This window comes from Pseudomonas sp. MWU16-30316 (assembly GCF_020515645.1).
Lineage (GTDB): Bacteria > Pseudomonadota > Gammaproteobacteria > Pseudomonadales > Pseudomonadaceae > Aquipseudomonas > Aquipseudomonas cerasi.
On the sequence record NZ_JAIZAZ010000002.1, the window covers coordinates 400,360 to 423,742 of the forward strand.

A 23,383-nucleotide genomic window follows, 5' to 3' on the forward strand; every position below is an offset into this window, starting at 1 on the left:
ACTTAACCTTCTTCGTTGAGCGTCTCCTCCATGCAGGCGAGTTTCTCGACCGCGCGCTGAGACGCCTTGGCTTGCAGCCGTTTCTGTTCAAGCAACGCCTGTTGTTCAGCTACTCGCATTTGCTGTTGCTGCACGTCCTGGCGGATGTAAGCCAGGCGGTCGAGCATGGTTCTTTCCTTTTCGTGCCAGCCGTCTACATCAGTCAGGCTGAGAGTTCTTTGCAAATGCGCATGGGACAGACTCTCTCGGCGGCGCTTGTGGTTTTCGCGTTCCTGATTCAGCGACGCCCTGGTCTCTGCTAAGTGGTCGAGCATCGATTTCAGTTCCAACTGCGCCTGGCGATGAGCCCGCTCGGCACTGGCCTGACGATGTTGACGCAGTGGCGTGAGCAGACCGATCACCTGATGCAGAGCAACCTGTTGCGGGTCGTCTTCCAGTGGTTCGTCCATGGCTACTCCGGCAGTTGAGAGGTGAGTTGCAGCAGCCTGTCCAGGGTTTCCTGCAACGGCACGGGCTCACGCAGGTCCTGGCGCAGGAACGCGTTTATGGCTTCGTTCAGTTGCACGGCACAGTCGGTGACCGGGTCGGCCCCGGCCTGGTATTCACCCAGGCGCAGGAGCATTTCCACTTGTTTGTAGGCGGCCAGTAACTGGCGCAGGCGATTGTTCGCCCGTTGATGTTCACGACCGGTGACGTTGCTCAGAATCCGGCTGATGCTGGCCGACACATCGATAGCCGGGTAGTGCCCGCGCTCGGCCAGCTTGCGCGACAGTACGATGTGTCCGTCGAGCAATGAGCGCACTTCGTCGGCGACCGGATCGTTCATCGAGTCCTGTTCGATCAGCACCGTATAAAGCGCGGTGATCGAACCGTTCTCGCTCATCCCGGCGCGCTCCACCAGCCGTGGCAGCAGGGTGTACACCGAGGGCGGAAGACCGCCGCGCCCCAGTGGTTCGCCCGAGGCAATACCGATTTCCCGTTGCGCGCGGGCGAAGCGGGTCAGGGAGTCGAGCAGCAACAGCACTTTCTGGCCACGGGCGCGAAAGGCTTCGGCGATGGCGGTGGCAGTGAACGCAGCGCGGGCGCGCTCCATACTGGAACGATCGGAAGTTGCACAGACCAGCACCGAGCGGCGGCGCAGGGTTTCGTCCAGTTCGTGATCGAGAAACTCGCGCAACTCGCGACCCCGTTCGCCGATCAGGCCAAAAACGATGACGTCACAATCCATGTTGCGCGCCAGTTCGGCCATCAGTGTGGTCTTGCCGCAGCCCGCACCGGCGAATAGCCCGACACGCTGGCCCTCACCGAGCAGAATCGCACTGTCGATGGCGCGTATCCCGGTGGGCAAAGCCCGGGTGATGCGCGGTCGCTGGGTCGGCGGCAGGGCGTCGGCGATCACCGGCAGAGTCGTGCGGCGGTCTTCGGGGCCGGCGAAAGCGCCGAGGCAATCGCCCATCAGTGGCCGCCCGAAACCGTCCAGTACACAGCCGAGCAGGCTGTCATCGACGCCGATCCGGTGTGCCACGCCCAGCGGACGGATCGGCGCGCCCACCTGAATACCGTCGGGTGGGCCCAAGGCACTGAGCAGCGTGCATTCCTGGGTGAAACCGACGATTTCGGCCAGCAGCAACGAGCCATCGGCTTTGCTCACTTCACAGAGATCGCCGACCTTGGCCGATGGAATCCTGCACTCCAGCAGAATCCCGCGCACGGCGCTGACCCGGCCAATGACGCGCACCGCGCAATACTGGCTCAAACGCTTGGCATGCGCGTCTTTCCACAGGTTCAGTGCTGCATTCACCAGTTCACCTCGATATGGCGATTACCGTCGAATTGCAGACGCTGATTATCGATTCGGGTGAGGCGCAGGCCATCCACTTCGTCACCTACGTAAACACGTCGACCGTCGGCAGTCACCAGATGCGCATGCGGCCCGGTCATGATCTGAACCACCACAAAGGGCAGGGTGTTGCGATTGCTGCCCACGTTGTCCAGGACGGTTACCGGCGAGTCATACAGCGCCTTGAAGCGCTGAAGCATGCGCTGGTAGACCAGCAGCGATTCTTCTTTCAGATCGCCGTTGAGGATCAGCCCGTCGGGCGTCTCTTCCACGCTGATGTCAGTCAGCAGGCGGTCGCTGAGCATGGTGCTTAACTGATGGCGGACGGCATCCGCGTTGCTCAGGCGTATGCGTTTGTCGGTCACAGGGTTTGCAGCCCTGGCTGGTGCCTTGGGCGTATCGGGCAAGGCCTCTGTTGTGGCGGCAGCCAGGTGTGCCGGGCTCTGATCCATCGCAATAGCAGGCGGGCGGGTCAGGCTCCAGGCGCTGCCGATGACGCCCACCAGCAGCCCGGCGATGATGCCCGTGGTGCGGTTGAGAAATTGCGAGCGGGACTTGACCTTCTCCAGCGGCACATCGTTGTGTGCCGGCCCGGATTCGGCCTCGGGCTGTTTGGGAAGCACGGCGGGCACCGAGGGCCACTCATCGCCCGCAGGCGAAACGCACAGCCACACCGAACCCAGCATGAAAGCGTTATTGAGCGTCAGGTCGATGCTCGGCCGGGCGTTGCCCTGTTCGTCGCAGACCGCGCCTTGTTCAGCGTTCAGTGTCCAGTTGTCGTCGACACGTTGCAGGCGGCAATGCAGGCTTTCCACGCCCGCATCGTCCAGCGCCAGATCGTGTTGCCCGGCAGAGCCAATCGACCATTGCTCACCGATCAGCGGTAATGCCGCGCCTTGGTGCTGGCCATTCAGTACGCGTAATTCAAACATCTGAAAGTCTCCGTGCATTCAGGCCTTGCAGGCTCAGGCAGCGTGCTCGTTGTCCAGCGGCTCGAGATCGTCTTCAAGGTCGAATCGACCCATGACCTTGACCTTGGCCGCGTTGCTGATTTCCGCAAAAGATAGTACGGGTACATGGTAGAACTCCTCCCTCAACAAGGTACGCAGAGGGCTGCGCAGATCCTGTGCCACCAGCAGAACCGCCTGTTCGGGAGCTCGTACCGGGAAGGCAATGTGCAGCTGTTGCACGAGCATCTGGCTGGTCTCGTTGCTCAGCGCGAAGAATGTTTCGGTTTGCGTCTGGCGCAGGCCATCGCGCAACAACCCCTCGCTTTCCGGCGTGAGCAGCCACACTTGCAGGCCTTCGGCACCGCAGTACTGGTGGTAGATCTGCGACTTGAGCGCAATGCGCACATAGTCGGTCAGCACATTGGTATCGCGTTCATGCTGGCAGTGCTCGATCAGGGTTTCGGCAATGACCCGGATCGCCCTCAGCGGCACACACTCCGAGGCCAGGCGTTGCAGGACGGCCGAGAAGCGCGTCAGGGTGAGGACCCGCTGCATTTCCTGAGCGAGTTCCGGTTGCTCGGACTCCAGCCAGCTGAGGATCGCTTTGGTTTCCTGCAAGCCGATGAACTGCGGCGCGCAGGACTGCAATGCACGCTCCATGCGTTCGATGATCAGCGTCGTGGAACTGACCGGGTTCAATTCGCCAGACTGCTCGGCAGGCAGCCAGACCCATTGATCTTCCTGGCGGTCGGTATTTCCCGGGATGGCCGCTGGAAGGTTTTCGCCTTCCAGCTGGCGCGCTTCCACGGCGACATGGCTCTGCGTGAAGGTGGCCTTGAGCATCGGTACGTCATAGACGGTGAAGCGAAACTCGTCCGGGGCAATGTCATCGACATGCTCGATGATGAACGAAGGCAGGGTCAGGCCGTACTGCACCACCAGACGGTTGCGGCGCTTGCGTATTTCGCTGACCAGCGCTTCGATCTGTGCGCTGTCCTGACCGGGGTGGAATTGCAGCACAAACTGGCGGCTGGGCGAAAAAGTACGCAGGTCTTCCTTGCCGTTCATTTCTGGCGCCACAGCGGCTGTACGTTGCTCATCGGCCTTGGGTTTTGCTCGTTGCAACTGCAGCAGTCCACCGGCACCGCAGATGATCGCGATGGTAATGAAAACACCGGTCGGCATTCCCGGCAGGGCCGCGAAGCCGAGCATGGCCACCGAGGCGATGATCCAGGCCTTGGGCTGGCTGGTGATCTGCTCGGCGATCTCGCGGCCAATGTTGGCTTCCACACCCGCCTCGGTGTTGGGCACGCGGGTGATGATCATGCCGCTGGTCACGGAAATCAGCAGCGCAGGAATCTGCGCGATCAGGCCGTCACCGATGGTCAGCACGGTATACAGCTGCAAGGCGTCGCCTGCCGCCATGTTGTGTTGCAGCACGCCGATGGAAATGCCGCCGATCATGTTGATGGCAACGATGATCAGGCTGGCGATCGCATCGCCGTTGACGAACTTCATGGCGCCATCCATCGCACCGAACAACTGGCTTTCCTTGTTCAGTTCAGCGCGTCGTTTGCGGGCCTCGTGGACGGTGATCAGGTTGGCACGCAGGTCACTGTCGATGGACATCTGCTTGCCGGGCATCGCGTCCAGGGTAAAACGCGCACCGACTTCGGCGACCCGTTCCGAGCCTTTGGTAATCACTAGAAAGTTGACCACCGTCAGGATCAGGAAGATCACCAGACCCACCGCCAGATTGCCGCCCACCACGAACTGCCCGAACGCCTCGACGATGTGTCCGGCGTCCTGGTTGAGCAGAATCAACCGCGTGGTGGAAACCGACAGGGCCAGACGAAACATCGTGGTCAGCAGCAGCACGGCAGGGAAGGTCGAGAACGCCAGTGGCCTTGGCAGGTGCATCGCCAGCATGATCAGCAGGCAGGAAATACAGATGTTCACGGCGATCAGCACGTCGATCAACCCGGTGGGCAGCGGCGTGATCATCATGAACACGATGGCGATCACAAAAAACGCACCGACCAGTTCCGAGCGGCGCATGGCCGACAGCGCGACCATGTTCAGAAAGTTGATGACCCGGTTCATCAGGCAAGCCCCTCGTATAGTTGCTTCTGTTCCTTATGCGTAAGCTCGGCCATCAGCGTGAGTAGATTATTCAGCGCGGCCTGGCGGCTTTTCAGGTCCCGCCAGAGCAGGATCGGCAGTTGCATCAGCATCGGCCGCAGGCCATTGAGAAACGCCAACTGGTGTTCGAGTTTGTTGCCCCCGATGTGCTGGGTCAGCTGCAAGGTCTGATTCACGTTCATGCCATTGGCCGTCAGGGTCAGCATGTGTTTGAGGAAGGCCGGAGGGTCCACGGTCAGTTTGGGATTCTTTTTGCGCATGCGTCCCAGCAGGTGTTCGCAACCGCGCAGCAACGTAGTGACATGGCGCGCGGTGGTCAGGCCATGCATCAGCGTGCGCAGTTGTTCATGGGAAGCCGACGGGGTAATCGCCGAAAGATCGTCGGCGATGGCTCTACGCATGTCGCGCAGGTTCAGGTCGAACTCGCCGGGTTCCTGTTGCTCGCCAATCAGGGCTTCGATCAAACCCGTGACGTTGGGTTGTCCCGACACCGCTACGCCATACAGATTGCGCAAGGCAGTGCGGCGCTTGTTATCGATGTTCTGGCGCCCGAAGGCTCTTGCGGTATTGATACCGGCGCGGGCGCGCGGACCGAATCGGCGGCGCAGATGTTTAAGCGTCTGGGTCAGCGCTGCATATTCTTCTTCAGCCCCATCGTCTTCTGCCTGTTTGCGCGCTGCCTGCAACACCACGTGAGCCTTGGCAGCGTCGCCGTCAGCGAATTCCAGAACCTGTTCCAGATCGGCGTCGTTGTCCTGCAGCAGTTTTTTGCGCAGCAATCTGGCGGCGTTATCCAGCCCGGTGTCGCTGGTGCTCATCAGCAACTGATAAAGCTCGCCCAGTTTGACGGCCCGCGACTGCAGCGCGTTCCTGCTCGCGATCAGCTCTCGCTCACGCAGTATCCGGCTGTGCTGCACCAGCGCTGCGGCGAAGCGCGAGACCTGCAGTGACGAGGTGCCTTTTTCATCAGGCGACCCGCTGCCGGGAATCGCTCGCGCAGCCGGTGTGATGGCGCGGATTGGCGCTACCGGACGAATGGGTAATGTAGGCGGGGCGACGATTTTCATAGGACGATTCTGGGCCTGGTCATGACCGCTGAGTGGGTCATTGACGCGGTTCGGTTCCCTGGTGCCGAAGGCTTATGCGTTTGTGCCAAAAGCTGCAGAGCCAAAAACCGTGTTGCGCAAAAAAATGTATTTCAAAGAATTTCAAATTTTAAAATAGTCTTATAAAACAAATGCTTATAAATATTTTTTGGCTGGCATGGTTATCGCTATAGGGCTTGCACTCCATCAAATGAGGCAAGCCCATGCTCCCGAATCTTGTGATCCTTGATGTAACCGAACCACGCAAACCATCCTCGTCCGCTGGTATTCGTCAATTGACGGCCGATCAGATCCAGATGCTCAGGGCGTTCATTCAGAAGCGGGTAAAGAACGCCGATGATGTGGATGACATCCTGCAGTGTGTGTTTCTCGAAGCGTTACGCAATGAGCACAAGTTTCAGCACGCCAGCAAACCGCAAACCTGGTTGTGTGGCATTGCACTGAATCTGATCCGCAACCACTTCCGCAAAATGTATCGCCAGCCTTATCAGGAAAGCTGGGAAGACGACGTCCATACCGATCTGGAATGGCACGGCGATATTACTCATCAGGTAGACGGGCACCGGCAGTTGGCACGTGTCATAGAGGCCATCGATTGCTTGCCGACGAACATGCAGAAGGTCCTGGAAGTTTCGCTGGAAATGGACGGCAATTATCAGGAAACCGCCAACACGCTGGGTGTCCCGATCGGCACCGTCCGCTCACGGTTGTCCCGGGCACGGGTGCAGCTCAAGCAACAGATAGACCCGTTTGCCTGAGTGGTTATCTGTCTGGAACCAACTCGCACGCAAAACCACACAGTTGCCATCCCTCACCACTTGGATGGCAACCATGCGTATATCCAGTTCTCCCAGTCCTGCCCTCGGCAGCATCGTGAATCAACCCACCTCTGGCGAACTGGCTGCTGAGACGCCATTGGCCAAAGCCTCGCTCACGCAGAGCGGCGCAGGTGGTGGTCAGGCTTTTGTACAGTTCGGCCAGGCCAACGACAGCCCATCGTCCTTTTCGGGAACCGAGCAAAGCGGCTCATCGCTGATGAGTCTGCTGACTCGCAGCAGCAGTAGCGAAAGTACCTCAAGCGTCGATCAGGACAGTGATCAGGTGTCCCCGATGACGTCGGTCTCGTCAACCGCGAGCGCGTCACCCACGGCGGCCTCCAACCCGGCGAATGCACCGAGCGCGACCGATGCAGCGTTTCTCGATAACTCCGAATACTCTTCGCCCGAGGCGCTCAAGCGCTGGGAACCGATGGTTGCCAACCTGCCGCCCGAAGAGCGCGAGCAGGCCGCCAAAGAACTCAACCGGCCCATCGCCGCAGCCTGGATGGCCAGAGAGAATGGCCCCAACGCCGAAAAGGCGATGGCGTTCATCAATGCCAATCCTGCGTTGAAGACGGCGGTCGACGTCGGCAAGGACGGCGGTAATGCAGATGGCAAAATCACCAACAAAGACCTCAAGGCGTTCGCCAAAAACATGGAGAAGGCGGCCGACAATGCCGACAAAGACGTGGCCAAGTACATGGAAGACAACCCCGGCGCCGATCCTCAATCCCTTGAAATGGTGCGCAGCGCAGCGGTGATGCGCGCCAATATGCCGTTGGCCACGGCTGCCGACCCTCATCATGCAGTCGGGGCGGCGGACAAGACCGATGTCGATGGCAATGTCAGCGCCGAGGGTCTGAAAGCGCTGATTAAAAGTAACCCCGGGTTGTCAGGTACGCTCAAACAGTCGTCCAACATGTGGTCGCAGGCGGGCTTCCTCAGCCAGGTGGATGAAGCCGGTCTGACCGGGCGCAAGAAGGCTGCGCATAGTCCCGACCAGGTGTTCGATGCGTCCAATATGAGCGAGTGGATCAGAAAGAGCGCTCCCAAAAATGGTGGCCAGTTCGCCAGCATGCTCAGCGACGCCGCGACGTTGAATTCGGTAGCCGGTATCGATATCAGCAAACTCAACGCCCAGGTTTTCGAGAAGCCCAAGGCTTACACCGGCGCGCAGAAGGCCGCTGTGATGATCAAGTTGCAGCAGACTCAGCAGAGCGTGATAGCCGGGCGGGATTTGCGCAATACCGAGAAGACCGAGGCGGGCCTTAACGAGCGAATCGCTCAGTTGCAAGCCGATCCCGACGTTCAGGAGTACCTCAACAAAAGCATTCCCGAACAGGAGCGCAGCCTGGTTCGCAGCGATTCGGCGCTGCAGAAGGCCGTGACTGAGCAGGCTCAAAACGTCAACAGCGGGAAGGCCTTGCAAACCGACCTGGCAACCGCAGACAAGGCCGTCGACAAACACAACCCCGACCCCGATTACAGCGGCGCCATCACCGGCCTGTCGGCTCAACTGCAACTGCAAAAAGACCTGTTTCCCGATGCCCAGGTGCCCACTGCCCAGCAAGTATTCAACAACCAGCCTGATGAAGTGCAAACGAAGATTGCCGATTCCTACGTTCGCAACTTCAGCGAGGGGGGCGCTCTGAAACAACTGCTTGGCCAGAAAAAGTCTGACGCCGGTGAGTCTCTGCAAACCGCAGATAACCAGAAAGCGGCGTATGAAAGCGTGCTGCCCGCTGATTTCGTTAATGGTGAGCGTGAGAGCTACACGGCCAGCACCTTGTCCGAACTGCAGAACTCCAAAAAAGGCCGCAAGTTGCTGGAGGGCAAGACCGATGAAGAGGGTGGCCCTTCGCTGGCCGAGCAGCTCGCCGAGCAAGGTATCGGAGGCAAGGCATTCAATTCGGTCATGGGCTTCGCGTCAGTGTCTGACAGGCTCGCCAGCGGCGACAAGCTGGGCGCGGCTCAGAGCATCGTCGACAGCTCCAGGTTGGGTGCGGAGGCAATCAAGGGCGGCATAGACACCGGCGCGAAAATGATGGGCCGCGAGGCGTCCGCCGGCCTTGGTCGTCTGGGCGGACAGATGATCGGCCGCGCTGTCGGCCTGGTTGCCGGCGAAGCCACAGGACTTGCCGCAGGCGCAGCGCTGGGCGCTGCAATCCCGGTGATCGGCTGGGCCATCGACGGCGCCATGGCTTTGGGTTTTGGTATTTCGGCGATTATCGACGCAGTCAAAAAGCACAAGGCACAGAAGGCGTTTGATCATAACGTTGACCCGGTGCTGGATCAGTTCGGGATTGACAGGGCGCATTGATAGCAGGGAAGAGGTTGAACTCTTTTTCAAGCCTCTTCCTCTTGTGCTGTGTATGAGGTGCTTGTATTGTTCCGCCCGTCTTCAATCCTAGGGTTTTTTACTTGCCAGGAAAGTATTGGCATGTTGATGCCGAGGTTGAGGAACACGTTGCCCATAGGCAGCGGTTGGCAAGTTTATCCAGTGTCGCGTTCGGACCCATCAGGCACCTACTCAAAAATAATTCAAAAGCCCGCGGTGAGCGGGCTTTTTCATATTGATTGCTCCTGCGTTGTCGTGCGTAGGCAGAGACCGTCTGTTTATCCTCATTCGTGATGCGCGCGAGCAGGTTCCTCGCCAACGGGCTTATCACAAGACCACTCATCGCCCTCTACCCAGTCGGTGATAAAGGCTCCGGAGAAAGCGGTTGGAGAGCAAAAAACCGATCAGAGGCTGATTCAGCATTCAGGCTGCGGCGCTCAGTACTGTTCCGGCTTTTAATGAACTGCTAAACACCCCTGAAATAGAAAACGCCCGATGCGGTGCATCGAGCGTTTTAAGTGTGAAACAGGTATAAATCTATCTCAGGACCACACAGGTAATAAGGGCAGTGAGTGTGTCAGCTATTTAGCCCCGATTTCAGTTTCGCGCCCTGAGCGCCGGATTTTCCGGGTCATAGCCTCTTTCTGCCAGCGCCATTTTGAGTCTGTTCTCCATGGGGCCCTGGCCTTTCAAGGCATCCATGATAACGTGTGTTCTCGCCTGTCCGTGGCTGGAAGGCTGCCCTTCAACCGACTCGGCATAAGAAAGACCGAGACCCGTCGACTGCATGCTTAGCGGTGTATGTTCGACGAATCCTTCAGGAGGGATACCGCTCAGCTTTTTCAGCTTTTCGCCCAGTTTTACTGCTTTTGCAAGATCACCATTTATGTAAAGAATGGCAGAGTCAGTTTGCTGGCCATATTTTGCCGGACCGACGACTTTACCTTGTGTCACAGATTTGTGCTTGTCCATCAGGGTTGCCATTGCGAGGGCCAACTGCGCTCCATATTTAGGTTCTACACCAATGGTAAGTCGTCCCGAGTTTGTCTCAGGTGCGCGTTGGTCTTTAGGAACCATTCTAAAAAAGCCGGTTCTGGCATTTCTGTCTTCAGCGATGTATCGGCCCAGATCAAGCTCTTCCTCTTCCCGATCATCATGGATCTGCGGGCGTATGATAAGGTTTTTCTTGTTATCGAGAGCCTGTAGCGTTTCCAGGTAATGTTCTTGCTCTGCCGCATTCATAGGCGTTGTGTCTGGCGTGTCCCTCTTGTAGATCATGTAGATACCGATTTCGGTATCGCGCCCGAGCGCCTCAGCTTTTTCAGCCCATTGCTGGAAGCTGGCAAATGTCTGTTTTGATGTCAGTCGGCTGTCGGCAGCCTTGATTGCGGCGCCCACAGCGCTACTTCCGCCCTTCTCCAGATCGAAGCGTCTGCCCAACATTCTGTCCAGGCGTGGAACTGCCGCCGCTTTCTCGTTGAGTACCTGGGCTATTTGGGCACGCTGGCTTTGTCCGCCAATAAGATGCGCTGCGCCTTTGAAGAACTTGTCTGCTTTGGACTGTTGATCGGGTCTGAGGACCGCGATTGAGCCGTCAGCGGCCGCACGAATCTCGTAACGCTTGCCGTTGACTTCCAACTGACCCTCGGATTTGATTGCCTGAATATCAACGTTTGAATGTCTGAGCGCTTCTACGCTGGAGAAGCGTGCATGGATAGGGTTCACTAAAAGCTCCTTACGCTAAGCAAGAGTAGTTGAAATACGTCGGAAGATTGAAAGCGCGGTCACGTGCGGGCTTCTCGCCAACACTTCATCCATTCGACCAATCCTGCAATTTCGAGCTTCAGCATCTCCACGCTGACTTTTTCCCGCGGGATGCTTTGGTAAGCGTGGTACAGGCCGCTTTGCTCATCCCAGCCAATGCCGGGGCCGGCATTCACAAGGGGGTTGAGAGCGCCAGCCAACAGGCGCTGCAAGGGTAGATCCTCGTGTGGCTCAAGCAGACCAATCAGCAACAAACGTTGATGCGTGTCGTCGCGCAACAGCGTCAGAGCGAATGCCTTGTCGATGATCATGTTGCACGCACCCTTATCGTCAAACGCCAAGGCGGGCATCTCCATGCATCTTGAAAAGTCATCAAGCAACGTTTTGTAGAAAAGGCTACTCATAATCGGTTCGCCACTGTGGATTTGTCGGGTGGGTGGCAAATTTTCCCGATAAGGTTCCATGCGCGTACAGAAACGTCAGGCAGACGCCCTGTCAGTGCTTACGTTTCGAAAGGTTCAAGTGAGTAGGGGAGCGGCATTTGGAGGTCTTCGGCCACTGCTCATCGAAGGTATGTGTGTAACGACGAATGTTTAATGCAGGAAGGCTTTGCTGGACGTTTAGCACTCTATTCCGAGAAAGAGGCGGAAGAGCGAGGATTGGATCAAGGCACTTTCCACCAGACGAAAAAAAAGACCTTGAATTTCAAGGTCTTTTTTAAAGGTGGTGCCCCGAGGGAGAATCGAACTCCCACTTCTTTCGAAAACGGATTTTGAATCCGCCGCGTCTACCAATTCCGCCATCAGGGCTCAATGGCGGCGAAGTATAAGGATGAGTTTTCTGTTGGTCAACAGGGATTTACGCAGGTTTTTTACTAATGCCGTCAAACCGGATAAACTTCCCGGCCCTGCTAAACGAACCCGATCATGCGCGTCGCCGACTTTACCTTCGAACTCCCCGATTCCCTGATTGCTCGCCACCCGCTGGCCGAGCGTCGCAGCAGTCGTCTGTTGACCCTCGATGGGCCGACGGGCGCGCTGGCACATCGTCAATTCACCGATTTGCTCGAGCATTTGCGCCCGGGCGATTTGATGGTGTTCAACAATACCCGGGTCATTCCCGCACGTCTGTTCGGGCAAAAGGCCTCCGGCGGCAAGCTGGAGATTCTGGTCGAGCGCGTGCTGGACAGCCATCGTGTGCTGGCGCATGTGCGTTCGAGCAAGTCGCCCAAGCCTGGCTCGTCGATTCTGATCGACGGCGGTGGCGAGGCCGAGATGGTGGCGCGGCACGATGCGCTGTTCGAGCTGCGCTTCGCCGAAGAAGTGCTGCCGTTGCTGGAGCGTGTCGGCCATATGCCGTTGCCTCCTTATATAGACCGTCCGGATGAAGGCGCGGATCGCGAGCGTTATCAGACCGTATACGCGCAGCGTGCGGGTGCTGTGGCTGCACCGACTGCCGGCCTGCATTTCGATCAGCCGCTGCTCGAGGCGATCGCCGCCAAGGGCGTCGAGACTGCGTTCGTCACGCTGCACGTTGGCGCGGGTACATTCCAGCCGGTGCGCGTCGAGCAGATCGAAGATCATCACATGCACAGCGAATGGCTGGAAGTTGGCCAGGACGTGGTCGACGCTGTGGCCGCGTGCCGTGCACGGGGCGGGCGAGTGGTTGCCGTCGGGACGACCAGCGTGCGCTCGCTGGAGAGTGCCGCGCGTGACGGCGAACTGAAGCCGTTCAGCGGCGATACCGACATCTTCATCTATCCAGGCCGGCCGTTTCACGTGGTCGATGCCTTGGTGACCAATTTTCATTTGCCTGAATCCACGCTGTTGATGCTGGTTTCGGCGTTCGCCGGTTATCCCGAGACGATGGCGGCTTATGCTGCGGCCATCGAGCACGGCTACCGCTTCTTCAGTTACGGTGATGCGATGTTCATCACCCGCAATCCCGAGCCGACGGCCCCACAGGAATCGGCACCAGAGGATCACGCATGAGTCGCACCTGTCGTATGTCTTTCGAATTGCTGGCCACCGACGGCAAGGCCCGTCGCGGTCGCCTGACCTTTCCGCGTGGTGTGGTCGAGACCCCGGCGTTCATGCCGGTGGGCACCTATGGCACGGTCAAGGGCATGCTGCCGCGTGATATCGAGGCCACCGGTGCGCAGATGATTCTGGGCAACACGTTTCACCTGTGGCTGCGTCCGGGTACCGAAGTCATCAAGGGCCACGGCGACCTGCACGATTTCATGCAGTGGAAGGGGCCGATTCTGACCGACTCCGGCGGCTTTCAGGTGTTCAGCCTGGGCGCCATGCGCAAGATCAAGGAAGAGGGCGTGACGTTCGCTTCGCCGGTCGATGGTGCCAAGGTGTTCATGGGGCCGGAAGAGTCGATGCAGGTTCAGCGTGATCTGGGCTCGGACGTCGTGATGATCTTCGACGAATGCACGCCGTACCCGGCCGACGAAGATGTAGCGCGGGTCTCCATGGAGCTGTCGCTGCGCTGGGCCAAGCGTTCCAAGATCGCCCACGGCGAAAACACTGCCGCGTTGTTCGGCATCGTTCAGGGCGGGATGCACGAGAACCTGCGCAAGCGCTCGCTGGAAGGCCTGGACGAGATCGGTTTCGACGGTCTGGCGATCGGCGGTCTGTCGGTGGGCGAACCCAAGCACGAGATGATCAAGGTGCTGGACTACCTGCCAGGCCTCATGCCGGCAGACAAACCTCGTTACCTGATGGGTGTAGGCAAGCCGGAAGATCTGGTCGAAGGTGTGCGCCGTGGCGTCGACATGTTCGACTGCGTGATGCCCACCCGCAACGCCCGCAACGGCCATCTGTTCACCGATACCGGTGTATTGAAAATCCGTAACGCGTTCCATCGCCACGACAATTCGCCGCTGGACCCGACCTGCGATTGCTACACCTGCAAGAACTTCTCGCGCGCTTATCTGCATCACCTGGACAAGTGCGGGGAAATGCTGGGGAGCATGCTCAATACAATCCATAATTTGCGGCACTACCAGCTGCTTATGGCTGGTTTGCGCGAGGCTATTCAACAGGGTACATTGGCCGCCTTCGTCGATGCCTTCTATGCCAAACGCGGTCTTCCAACGCCGCCTCTGGGTTGAAACAGAACGAGTTTTTCCTGCTTTTTATACTAATTATGTAACTGGAGCGACAAATGAGCTTTTTCATCTCTCCCGCTTTTGCGGATGCTGCTGCACCGGCTGCCGGTCCTGCGGGCAGTGGTTTCGAGTGGATCTTCCTGGTCGGCTTCCTGGTCATCTTCTATCTGATGATCTGGCGTCCACAGGCCAAGCGCGCCAAAGAGCAGAAAAACCTGCTGGGCAACCTGCAGAAAGGCGACGAAGTTGTCACCAGTGGCGGTATCGCGGGCAAGATCAACAAAGTGACCGATGACTTCGTGGTCATCGAAGTGTCTGACACCGTTGAGCTGAAAATCCAGAAGGGCGCCATCGCGGCCACTCTGCCTAAAGGCACCCTGAAAGCGATCTGAGCAACAACTTTTTACCCATCGACGGGGCGCGCAAGGCGCCCCGCGTTTTAAGCGGGCGGCGTGATGCTGAACAAATACCCTCTGTGGAAATACGTACTGATCCTGGCGGTGCTGGTGGTCGGTTTTATTTATTCCGCACCCAATCTCTACCCTGATGATTCTGCCATCCAGATCAGCGGCGCAAGCACTGCGTTGCAAGTCAATCAGGCGGACGTGGATCGTGCAGCCAAGGCGCTTGCCGATGCCGGCATCTCGGTCAAGGCTTCTTCTCTGGCCGAGAATGGCAAGGGCGGTTTGTTGCGTCTGAGCAAGCAGGAAGATCAGTTGCCAGCCAAGGATGTCGTGCGCAAGGCGTTGGGTGACGACTATGTCGTTGCACTGAACCTGGCGCGTACCACGCCGACCTGGTTGCGTCACCTGGGTGCAAGCCCGATGAAGCTTGGTCTCGACCTGTCCGGCGGTGTGCACTTCCTGCTGGAAGTCGACATGGACAAGGCGATCGATGCACGTCTGAAAGTCTACGAAGGCGAAGTCAAATCCCTGTTGCGCAAGGAAAAGGTGCGTTATCGCAGCCTGCCGCAGCTGGGCAATGTGATTCAGCTGGGCTTCACCGACGACGCAGAGCGTGAGCAGGCGCGTGCACTGGTACGCAAGACCTTTACCGATTTCGAAATCACGCCTGCCGAGCTGAACGGTATCCCGGTACTGCGCATGGCGTTGACGCCTGCCAAGCTGGCCGAGATTCGCGAATACTCGATCAAGCAGAACCTGACCACCGTGCGTAACCGGGTCAACGAGCTGGGTGTTGCCGAGCCGCTGGTTCAGCGCCAGGGTGCCAACCGCATCGTGGTCGAGCTGCCGGGTGTGCAGGACACGGCCGAAGCCAAGCGTATTCTGGGCAAGACCGCCAACCTCGAATTCCGTCTGGGTGCAGGCCCGGATGATTCGAAAGGCACCACCGAGATGTTCGAATTCCGCGAAGGCGGTCGTCCGGCAGCGGCGGTGGAGCGTGGTCTGATCATTACCGGTGATCAGGTGACTGACGCCAAGGCCAGCTTCGACGAGCATGGTCGTCCACAGGTGAACATCAACCTCGATGGTCACGGCGGCGAACTGATGAGCCGTGCAACCCGCAGCAATGTGGGGCGCAGCATGGCGGTGATCTTCATCGAGCAGCGTCCGACCACCACCTACACCAAACAGATGGTCGATGGCGTCGAGAAAGACGTGCCGGTGCAGACTTTCAAGGAAGACAAGAAAATCATCAGTCTGGCGACCATTCAGTCGCCACTGGGCAGCCAGTTCCGGATTACCGGTCTGAATGGTCAGGGTGAGTCTTCCGAGCTGGCGCTGCTGTTGCGTGCCGGTGGTCTGGCGGCACCGATGTACTTCGCTGAAGAGCGCACCATCGGTCCTAGCCTGGGTGCCGACAACATCACCAAGGGTATCGACGCTTCCCTGTGGGGCATGCTGTTCGTCTCGCTGTTCATCATGGCGATCTACCGCTTCTTCGGTCTGATCGCGACCGTGGCACTGGCCCTCAACATGGTCATGCTGCTGGCATTGATGTCCTTGCTGGGTGCCACACTGACCCTGCCGGGTATCGCCGGTATCGTGTTGACCATGGGTATGGCGGTGGACGCCAACGTGCTGATCTTCTCGCGGATTCGTGAAGAGATCGCCAACGGCATGACGGTTCAGCGTGCTATCAACGAAGGTTTCGATCGTGCCTACACGGCGATCCTCGACGCCAACCTGACGACGCTGCTGGTCGGCGGCATTCTCTTTGCGATGGGCACCGGCCCGGTCAAGGGGTTTGCGGTGACCATGTCGCTCGGGATCTTTACCTCGATGTTCACGGCCATCATGGTGACCCGCGCTATGGTCAACCTGATCTACGGCGGTCGTGACTTCAAGAAGTTGTGGATTTAAGGGGCTGCCATGTTACGTACCATCAACTTCATGGGCGTTCGCAATGTTGCGTTCGCCATCACAATGCTCCTTACCGTACTGGCGTTGTTCAGCTGGTTCCATAAAGGGCTCAACTTTGGTCTGGACTTCACCGGCGGTACGCTCATCGAGCTGACCTACGAACGTCCCGCCGATCTGGGCAAGGTTCGTCAGGAGCTGGTTTCGGCGGGCTATCACGAAGCCGTTGTACAGAGCTTCGGCGCCACCACCGACTTGCTGGTGCGCATGCCGGGTGAAGACCCGCAACTGGGCACCCAGGTTGCCGAGGCGCTGCGCAAGGCCGGTGCCGATAACCCGGCAGTGGTCAAGCGTGTCGAGTTCGTCGGCCCGCAGGTCGGTGAAGAGCTGCGCGATCAGGGCGGCCTCGGCATGCTGATGGCGCTGGGCGGTGTTCTGATCTACCTGGCATTCCGCTTCCAGTGGAAATTCGCAGTCGGGGCGATCGTCTCGCTGATTCACGACGTGGTGGTGACGATGGGAATCCTGTCGTTCTTCCAGATCACCTTCGACCTGACGGTGCTGGCGGCGGTGCTGGCGATCATCGGCTACTCGCTGAACGACACCATTGTGGTCTTCGACCGGGTACGCGAAAACTTCCGCCTGCTGCGCAAGGCTTCGTTGATCGAGAACATCAACATCTCCACCACGCAGACACTGCTGCGCACCATTGCCACCTCGGTTTCGACCCTGTTGGCGATCGTGGCATTGTGGGTGTTTGGCGGTGACAGCCTGGAAGGCTTCTCCATCGCGTTGTTCATCGGCGTACTGGCGGGTACCTACTCGTCCATCTACATCGCCAACGTGGTGCTGATCTGGCTGAACCTGACCACCGAGGATCTGATTCCTCCAGTGGTCGTCGAGAAGGCTGACGACCTCCCGTAGGTCCGGCCATCATAAAAAAGGCGCGAGTGCTGAACTCGCGCCTTTTTTTATGCTCCAAGGCTAGGCATTGCGCAGCCATGCTGCGTTTCGATTGGTCAGGAGGTTCAAGTGAACAAGTCTATGCTTGTTGGTGCTGTGTTAGGTGCTGCTGTCGTGACTGCTGGCGGCGCCGTTGCCACCTATAGCTTGGTCAAGGGTGGTCCTGAGTATGCGGATGTATTGGCGGTAGAGCCGATCAATCAGCAGATCAAAACCCCCCGTGAAGTTTGCAAGGACGTAACCGTTACCCGTCAGGCGCCGGTCAAGGACCAGCATCAGATCGTCGGTAGCGTTATTGGCGCGGTTGCCGGTGGCTTGCTGGGTAACCAGATCGGTGGCGGTAACGGCAAGAAGATCGCTACAGTCGCGGGCGCGGTAGGTGGTGGTTATGCGGGTAACAAGGTTCAGGAAGGCATGCAGGAGCGTGATACCTACACCACTACGCAGAACCGCTGCACGACGGTCAATGATGTGAGCGACAAGGTTGTGGGCTACAACGTCAAGTACAAGCTGAACGAGAAGGTGGGTCAGGTTCGTATGGAGCGTGATCCGGGTAGCCAGATTCCGGTCGACAAGAACGGTCAGCTGATATTGGGTCAGGCGCAGTAACGCCAGCCGCTGAGCTTCACAAGACATAAAAAAACCGGCTTGCGCCGGTTTTTTTATGCCTGCCGCTTAACGCTTGAGCGAAGCTGGCAGGTGCGGTGCGATCGCGGTCAGTACCGCCTTGAAGCACTTGGTGTTGCCGGCAACGATGTGGCCTTTCTCGAGGAAGTCGTGACCACCGGTGAAATCGCTGACCAGACCGCCTGCTTCCTGAATCAGCAGGGCGCCTGCAGCCATATCCCACTCGGACAGGCCTGACTCCCAGAACGCATCGAAGCGACCGGCAGCGACATAAGCCAGGTCGAGGCTGGCAGCACCTGCGCGGCGGATGCCGGCGGTCTGGCCTACCAGGCTGCGGAACATGCCCAGGTAGTTCTCGATGTTGTCCATCTGGTTGTCACGAAACGGGAAGCCGGTGCCGAGCAGGGCGCCTTCCAGGCTCTTGCGCTGGCTGACGCGCAGACGGCGACCGTTCAGGGCTGCGCCACGACCACGGCTTGCGGTGAATTCTTCCTGGCGGACCGGGTCGAGAACCACGGCGTGCTCGAGGCGGCCGCGGTATTTGCAGGCGATGCTGACGGCAAAGTGCGGGATGCCGCGAACGAAGTTGGTGGTGCCGTCCAGTGGGTCGATGATCCACAGGTAGTCGGTGCCTTCGCCGCTGCCTTCGTGCAGGCCGCTTTCTTCGCCGAGGATGCCGTGAGTCGGGTAGGCCTTGCGCAGAGCGGTGATGATGCTTTGCTCGGCAGCGCGGTCGATCTCTGTGACGTAGTCTTTGGCTTCTTTTTCGTCAACCTTGATGGTATCCAGGCGCTCGATGGAGCGGAAAATCAATTCGCTGGCGCTGCGGGCGGCGCGCAGCGCGATATTCAGCATGGGCTGCATGGATAATTCACCTAAGGTTGTTAAAGAGAGCCGGGCATTCTATGGGCTGATTCGAATTATTTCCAGCCTTGCGTTGTTACGGTTGTCGGGTTGGTGTGTGTTTTTTTGCGTCCGGCGCGGTCGCTCATGCTGTTGCAGCTCTCACAGCTTCATGGCGTTAGTCGAGCCGTTTCTGTAAGATTTGCCCCCCTAATTCGTATCAGTGAGCGTTCGCTTTGTTGCAGAACATTCGTGTTGTCCTGGTCGGCACTACCCATCCCGGAAATATCGGCGGGGCTGCTCGCGCCATGAAAAACATGGGGCTTTCGCGTCTGGTGCTGGTCGATCCGCGCATTTTTCCTTCGCCCGATGCCGATGCGCGTGCGTCCGGCGCTACCGACATTCTCGAGGGCGCGCAGGTGGTGGCGACCCTTGAAGAAGCGCTGGTCGGCTGCCGTCTGGTGCTGGGCACCAGCGCGCGGGATCGAAGCCTGCCTTGGCCTATGCTGGATCCGCGTGCCTCGGGTGAAAAAGTCATCGAACAGGCCGGCGACGGTGCCGAGGTGGCGCTGGTGTTCGGTCGCGAACATGCGGGCCTGACCAACGAAGAGCTGCAGCGTTGCCACTTCCATGTGCACATCCCGTCTGACCCTGCGTTCAGTTCTCTCAATCTGGCGGCTGCCGTACAGGTGCTCAGTTATGAGGTGCGCGTGGCCTGGCTGGCTGCCGCGGAGCAGGGCGAGGCTTCAAGGCCTGCGTCGGCGCACAGTGCCGAACTGGCGACCATGGACGAAATGGAAGGTTTCTACACCCACCTCGAGGCCACGCTGGTGGCCATCGGTTTTCTTGATCCGGAAAAGCCACGGCATCTGATGGCCCGGTTGCGCAGGCTGTACGGGCGTAGCGAAGTCGAGCGATCCGAGCTGAGTATCCTGCGCGGTGTGCTCACTGAAACCCAGAAAGCCGCGCGCGGTGAACCCTACAAGCGAAAGGATCAGTGATGTTCGAGCGTCTGCGAGAAGACATTCAAAGCGTGTTCCACCGCGATCCCGCAGCGCGCAACGCCTTTGAAGTCCTGACCTGCTATCCGGGGATGCACGCGATCTGGCTGCACCGCTTCGCCCATATTCTGTGGCGCAACGGCTGGAAATGGCCGGCGCGGGTGGTCTCGAACTTTGGCCGCTGGATGACCGGAATCGAGATCCATCCGGGCGCGCGCATCGGCCGCCGTTTTTTCATCGATCACGGCATGGGCATCGTGATCGGCGAAACCGCCGAGATCGGCAATGACGTCACCCTCTACCAGGGCGTGACCCTGGGTGGCACCAGCTGGAATGCCGGCAAGCGCCATCCGACGCTGGAAGACGGTGTGGTGGTCGGGGCGGGTGCCAAGGTGCTCGGGCCGTTCACGGTGGGCGCCGGCGCCAAGATCGGCTCCAATGCAGTGGTCACCAAGGCTGTGCCTGCGGGCGCGACTGCCGTGGGCATCCCGGGGCGCATCATCGTCAAGTCAGACGATGAGGTTGAGGCCAGGCGCAAGGCCATGGCCGAGAAGCTCGGCTTCGATGCCTACGGTGTCAGTGCAGATATGCCCGATCCGGTCGCGCGCGCCATTGGCCAGTTGCTTGACCATTTGCAGGCTGTCGATGGGCGCCTGGAAGGCATGTGCGATGCACTCGGCAGGCTTGGCAGCGATTACCGCGCCAAGGAGTTGCCGGAGCTGCGTGACGAAGTTTTCGACTGCGTCAAGGACTGCCAGGAAGGCAAGGTCGGCTAGCGCTCACGGTGGGCAGGGTGCGTGCCATTACGCCGCACCTTTGCTATGATGCAGCCCGCGCTTTTCGCTAATCCCGACTGTTTTACTTGGTCTAATAGTTGACTCTTTTACTCGGGAATAGCATACTCGCTCTCATTCCGAACCTCTGCGGTATACGCCATGCGACTGACTACTAAAGGCCGATACGCTGTAACAGCCATGCTTGACCTGGCGTTGCACGCGCAGAACGGGCCAGTGTCTCTGGCCGACATCTCCGAGCGGCAGGGTATTTCCCTGTCCTACCTCGAGCAGCTGTTCGCCAAGCTGCGTCGCGGCAATCTGGTTTCCAGTGTTCGTGGTCCGGGCGGTGGTTACCAGCTGTCGCGCGACATGAAAGGCATCCAGGTTGCTCAGGTTGTCGATGCAGTCAATGAATCTGTCGATGCCACGCGGTGTCAGGGTCTGGGCGATTGCCATGCTGGCGATACCTGCCTGACTCACCACCTGTGGTGCGACCTGAGCCAGCAGATTCACGAATTTCTAAGCGGTATCAGCTTGGCGGATCTTGTCACTCGCCGTGAGGTACAAGAAGTCGCTCAGCGCCAGGATATGCGCCGTGGTCATAACCACATGTCGCAACTGGGTAAGATCGAAACGTCCGCCGTCGAATGAACGCAGATGAATGAGCGGTGCGCCTGCCTGATAGGAGAGCTTCAATGAAATTGCCAATTTACCTCGACTACTCCGCGACGACCCCGGTCGATCCGCGTGTCGCGCAGAAAATGATCGATTGCCTGACCGTCGAAGGAAACTTCGGCAACCCGGCCTCGCGCTCCCACGTCTTTGGCTGGAAAGCCGAAGAAGCGGTCGAGAACGCTCGTCGTCAGGTCGCTGATCTGGTCAACGCCGATCCGCGCGAAATCGTCTGGACTTCGGGTGCCACTGAATCCAACAACCTGGCTATTAAAGGTGTTGCGCATTTCTACGCCAGCAAAGGCAAGCACCTGATCACGTCGAAGGTTGAGCACAAGGCTGTCCTCGACACCACTCGCCAGCTGGAACGCGAAGGTTTCGAAGTGACCTACATCGAGCCAGGCGAAGACGGTCTGATCACGCCTGCCATGATTGAAGCGGCACTGCGCGACGACACCATCCTGGTTTCGATCATGCATGTGAACAACGAGATCGGCACCATCAACGATATCGCCGCGATCGGTGAGCTGACCCGTTCACGTGGTGTGCTGTTCCACGTCGATGGCGCGCAGTCGACCGGCAAGGTTGAAATCGATCTGGCCAGCCTCAAGGTTGACCTGATGTCGTTCTCTGCACACAAAACCTACGGCCCCAAAGGCATCGGCGCACTCTACGTCAGCCGCAAGCCACGTGTTCGCCTTGAAGCGACCATGCACGGCGGCGGTCACGAGCGTGGCATGCGTTCCGGCACCCTGGCGACTCACCAGATCGTCGGCATGGGCGAAGCATTCCGTATCGCCAAGGAAGAAATGGCTGCTGAAAACGTGCGCATCAAGGCACTCAGCGATCGTTTTTTCAAGCAGGTCGAAAACCTGGAAGAGCTGTACGTCAACGGCAGTCTGACCGCACGCGTACCGCACAACCTGAACCTGAGCTTCAACTATGTCGAAGGCGAGTCGCTGATCATGGCGCTCAAGGATCTGGCGGTATCGTCCGGTTCGGCCTGTACCTCGGCCTCGCTTGAGCCTTCGTACGTGCTGCGTGCCCTGGGTCGCAACGACGAACTGGCGCACAGCTCGATTCGTTTCACCTTCGGCCGTTTCAGCACCGAAGAAGAAATCGATTACGCCGCGCAGAAAGTTTGCGAGGCTGTCACCCGGCTGCGCACGCTTTCGCCGCTGTGGGACATGTTCAAAGACGGCGTCGACATCTCCAAGATCGAGTGGGCGGCGCACTAATTTAAAGTCGCCTCCAAGACAGGTCATGGGCAATTGCGACGTGACCTGCAGAGCGGCTCCCTGATGTGAGAGGAATAGAATCATGGCTTACAGCGAAAAGGTCATCGACCACTACGAAAATCCACGTAACGTCGGCAAGATGAACGCGGAAGATCCTGATGTTGGCACCGGCATGGTCGGCGCTCCTGCGTGCGGCGACGTGATGCGCCTGCAGATCAAGGTCAACGAGCAGGGCGTTATCGAAGACGCCAAGTTCAAGACCTACGGCTGTGGTTCGGCCATTGCGTCCAGCTCCCTGGCGACCGAGTGGATGAAAGGCAAGACTCTGGATGAAGCAGAGACCATCAAGAACACTCAGTTGGCTGAAGAGCTGGCACTGCCGCCAGTGAAGATTCACTGCTCGGTACTCGCTGAAGACGCCATCAAGGCGGCCGTTCGCGATTACAAGCAAAAGAAAGGTCTGCTGTAAGCAGGCTTTTCAAGAGAAGCTTGCGACAGAGTCAACTGCAACAGGCTAATGCAACAGGCTAAGGAGTTCCGATGGCTATCAGCATGACAGAAGCTGCCGCTAACCACGTACGACGTTCCCTTGAGGGGCGCGGCAAGGGTGACGGCGTTCGTCTGGGTGTTCGCACCACAGGCTGTTCAGGTCTTGCCTATGTGCTCGAGTTCGTCGATGAGGCGGCCAGCGAAGACACCGTGTTTGAAATGCACGGCGTCAAGGTGATCATTGATCCGAAGAGTCTGGTCTATCTGGATGGCACCGAGCTCGATTTCGTGCGTGAAGGGTTGAACGAAGGCTTCAAGTTCAACAATCCCAATTCGCGCGGTGAGTGCGGCTGTGGCGAAAGCTTCAACGTCTGAGG

At 58.7% G+C, this 23,383-nt stretch carries 22 protein-coding genes, 1 tRNA gene and 1 pseudogene; 15 read left to right on the plus strand and 9 right to left on the minus strand.

From position 1 onward, the window contains the following. Positions 1–2: 2 nt before the first annotated feature. From LCH65_RS08610 to sctW, 5 genes are read right to left on the minus strand one after another with little or no spacing between them, the layout of a single operon-like run. The gene (locus LCH65_RS08610) at positions 3–449 is read right to left on the minus strand and encodes a hypothetical protein (RefSeq protein ID WP_003365131.1); all 447 of its coding nucleotides are present in this window, start codon (positions 447–449) and stop codon (positions 3–5) included. A gap of 2 nt (positions 450–451) precedes the next feature. After that, a complete protein-coding gene (gene hrcN / locus LCH65_RS08615; protein ID WP_003365129.1) occupies positions 452–1,801 on the minus strand; it encodes a type III secretion system ATPase HrcN in 1,350 nt (449 codons plus the stop codon). Beyond that, positions 1,798–2,772, minus strand: a complete 975-nt coding sequence (sctD, locus tag LCH65_RS08620; RefSeq protein ID WP_003365128.1) for a type III secretion system inner membrane ring subunit SctD — start codon at positions 2,770–2,772, stop codon at positions 1,798–1,800. Before sctD ends, hrcN begins: the two co-directional genes overlap by 4 nt. 33 nt (positions 2,773–2,805) lie before the next feature. After that, positions 2,806–4,893 (minus strand): type III secretion system export apparatus subunit SctV, encoded by a 2,088-nt coding sequence (gene sctV, locus LCH65_RS08625; RefSeq protein WP_003365126.1) that lies wholly within the window; start codon positions 4,891–4,893, stop codon positions 2,806–2,808. Next, a complete protein-coding gene (gene sctW, locus LCH65_RS08630) occupies positions 4,893–5,999 on the minus strand; it encodes a type III secretion system gatekeeper subunit SctW (protein ID WP_003433466.1) in 1,107 nt (368 codons plus the stop codon). The genes sctV and sctW overlap by 1 nt, the downstream gene beginning before the upstream one ends. 242 nt (positions 6,000–6,241) lie before the next feature. On the opposite strand from sctW, the gene hrpL reads away from it, so the two are divergent. The 3 genes and pseudogenes from hrpL to LCH65_RS08645 all read left to right on the plus strand — a co-directional run. Continuing rightward, positions 6,242–6,796: an RNA polymerase sigma factor HrpL gene (gene hrpL / locus LCH65_RS08635; RefSeq protein WP_003365122.1), complete on the plus strand. Its 555-nt coding sequence runs from the start codon at positions 6,242–6,244 to the stop codon at positions 6,794–6,796. 73 nt (positions 6,797–6,869) lie between these two features. Continuing rightward, on the plus strand, positions 6,870–9,176 hold the full coding sequence (locus LCH65_RS08640; protein WP_181013243.1) for a type III effector HrpK domain-containing protein: 2,307 nt from the start codon (positions 6,870–6,872) through the stop codon (positions 9,174–9,176). A 244-nt stretch (positions 9,177–9,420) separates the two neighbouring features. After that, positions 9,421–9,644 (plus strand): annotated as a pseudogene (locus LCH65_RS08645) (hypothetical protein); the annotation flags it as partial. A 147-nt stretch (positions 9,645–9,791) separates the two neighbouring features. Here the strand turns inward: LCH65_RS08645 and LCH65_RS26325 are convergent. The 3 genes from LCH65_RS26325 to LCH65_RS08660 all read right to left on the minus strand — a co-directional run bounded on the left by LCH65_RS26325 (position 9,792) and on the right by LCH65_RS08660 (position 11,767). Beyond that, positions 9,792–10,919 (minus strand): T3SS effector HopA1 family protein, encoded by a 1,128-nt coding sequence (locus tag LCH65_RS26325; RefSeq protein ID WP_003365117.1) that lies wholly within the window; start codon positions 10,917–10,919, stop codon positions 9,792–9,794. Positions 10,920–10,978: 59 nt separating this feature from the next. After that, complete coding sequence (locus LCH65_RS08655; RefSeq protein WP_032609490.1) at positions 10,979–11,362, minus strand: type III secretion system chaperone; 384 nt, start codon at positions 11,360–11,362, stop codon at positions 10,979–10,981. 320 nt (positions 11,363–11,682) lie between these two features. Next, positions 11,683–11,767: transfer RNA gene (locus LCH65_RS08660), tRNA-Leu, on the minus strand. 117 nt (positions 11,768–11,884) lie between these two features. Between LCH65_RS08660 and queA the strand changes: the two genes are divergently transcribed. From queA to LCH65_RS08690, 6 genes are all read left to right on the plus strand, one after another. After that, positions 11,885–12,949: a tRNA preQ1(34) S-adenosylmethionine ribosyltransferase-isomerase QueA gene (queA, locus tag LCH65_RS08665; protein ID WP_096108126.1), complete on the plus strand. Its 1,065-nt coding sequence runs from the start codon at positions 11,885–11,887 to the stop codon at positions 12,947–12,949. A gap of 14 nt (positions 12,950–12,963) precedes the next feature. Continuing rightward, entirely contained in the window at positions 12,964–14,079 is a 1,116-nt protein-coding gene (gene tgt, locus LCH65_RS08670) for a tRNA guanosine(34) transglycosylase Tgt (protein WP_003365111.1), read from the plus strand. Between the two features lie 53 nt (positions 14,080–14,132). After that, positions 14,133–14,468 carry a preprotein translocase subunit YajC gene (gene yajC, locus LCH65_RS08675; RefSeq protein WP_002552468.1) on the plus strand — a complete coding sequence of 112 codons (336 nt, stop codon included), beginning with the start codon at positions 14,133–14,135 and terminating at the stop codon, positions 14,466–14,468. A 63-nt stretch (positions 14,469–14,531) separates the two neighbouring features. Then, positions 14,532–16,400, plus strand: a complete 1,869-nt coding sequence (gene secD, locus LCH65_RS08680) for a protein translocase subunit SecD (protein WP_003433461.1) — start codon at positions 14,532–14,534, stop codon at positions 16,398–16,400. Between the two features lie 9 nt (positions 16,401–16,409). After that, complete coding sequence (gene secF / locus LCH65_RS08685; RefSeq protein WP_003433459.1) at positions 16,410–17,321, plus strand: protein translocase subunit SecF; 912 nt, start codon at positions 16,410–16,412, stop codon at positions 17,319–17,321. A 108-nt stretch (positions 17,322–17,429) separates the two neighbouring features. After that, positions 17,430–17,969: a glycine zipper 2TM domain-containing protein gene (locus LCH65_RS08690; RefSeq protein ID WP_002552471.1), complete on the plus strand. Its 540-nt coding sequence runs from the start codon at positions 17,430–17,432 to the stop codon at positions 17,967–17,969. Positions 17,970–18,035: 66 nt separating this feature from the next. On the opposite strand, the gene suhB is transcribed toward LCH65_RS08690, so the two are convergent. After that, entirely contained in the window at positions 18,036–18,851 is an 816-nt protein-coding gene (gene suhB / locus LCH65_RS08695; RefSeq protein ID WP_003314166.1) for an inositol-phosphate phosphatase, read from the minus strand. Positions 18,852–19,066: 215 nt separating this feature from the next. Here suhB and trmJ point away from each other — a divergent pair, with 215 nt between their 5' ends. From trmJ to iscA, 6 genes are all read left to right on the plus strand, one after another. After that, positions 19,067–19,831, plus strand: a complete 765-nt coding sequence (gene trmJ, locus LCH65_RS08700; protein WP_003433458.1) for a tRNA (cytosine(32)/uridine(32)-2'-O)-methyltransferase TrmJ — start codon at positions 19,067–19,069, stop codon at positions 19,829–19,831. Further along, entirely contained in the window at positions 19,831–20,607 is a 777-nt protein-coding gene (gene cysE, locus LCH65_RS08705) for a serine O-acetyltransferase (protein ID WP_003365098.1), read from the plus strand. Before trmJ ends, cysE begins: the two co-directional genes overlap by 1 nt. Before the next feature lie 159 nt (positions 20,608–20,766). Continuing rightward, entirely contained in the window at positions 20,767–21,258 is a 492-nt protein-coding gene (gene iscR / locus LCH65_RS08710; RefSeq protein ID WP_002552474.1) for a Fe-S cluster assembly transcriptional regulator IscR, read from the plus strand. Positions 21,259–21,302: 44 nt separating this feature from the next. Continuing rightward, entirely contained in the window at positions 21,303–22,517 is a 1,215-nt protein-coding gene (locus tag LCH65_RS08715; RefSeq protein WP_003365095.1) for an IscS subfamily cysteine desulfurase, read from the plus strand. Positions 22,518–22,599: 82 nt separating this feature from the next. Further along, positions 22,600–22,986, plus strand: coding sequence for a Fe-S cluster assembly scaffold IscU (gene iscU, locus LCH65_RS08720; protein WP_002552476.1), 387 nt, complete (start codon positions 22,600–22,602; stop codon positions 22,984–22,986). 71 nt (positions 22,987–23,057) lie between these two features. Continuing rightward, positions 23,058–23,381, plus strand: a complete 324-nt coding sequence (gene iscA / locus LCH65_RS08725) for an iron-sulfur cluster assembly protein IscA (protein ID WP_003365093.1) — start codon at positions 23,058–23,060, stop codon at positions 23,379–23,381. The last annotated feature ends 2 nt before the right edge of the window (positions 23,382–23,383 follow it).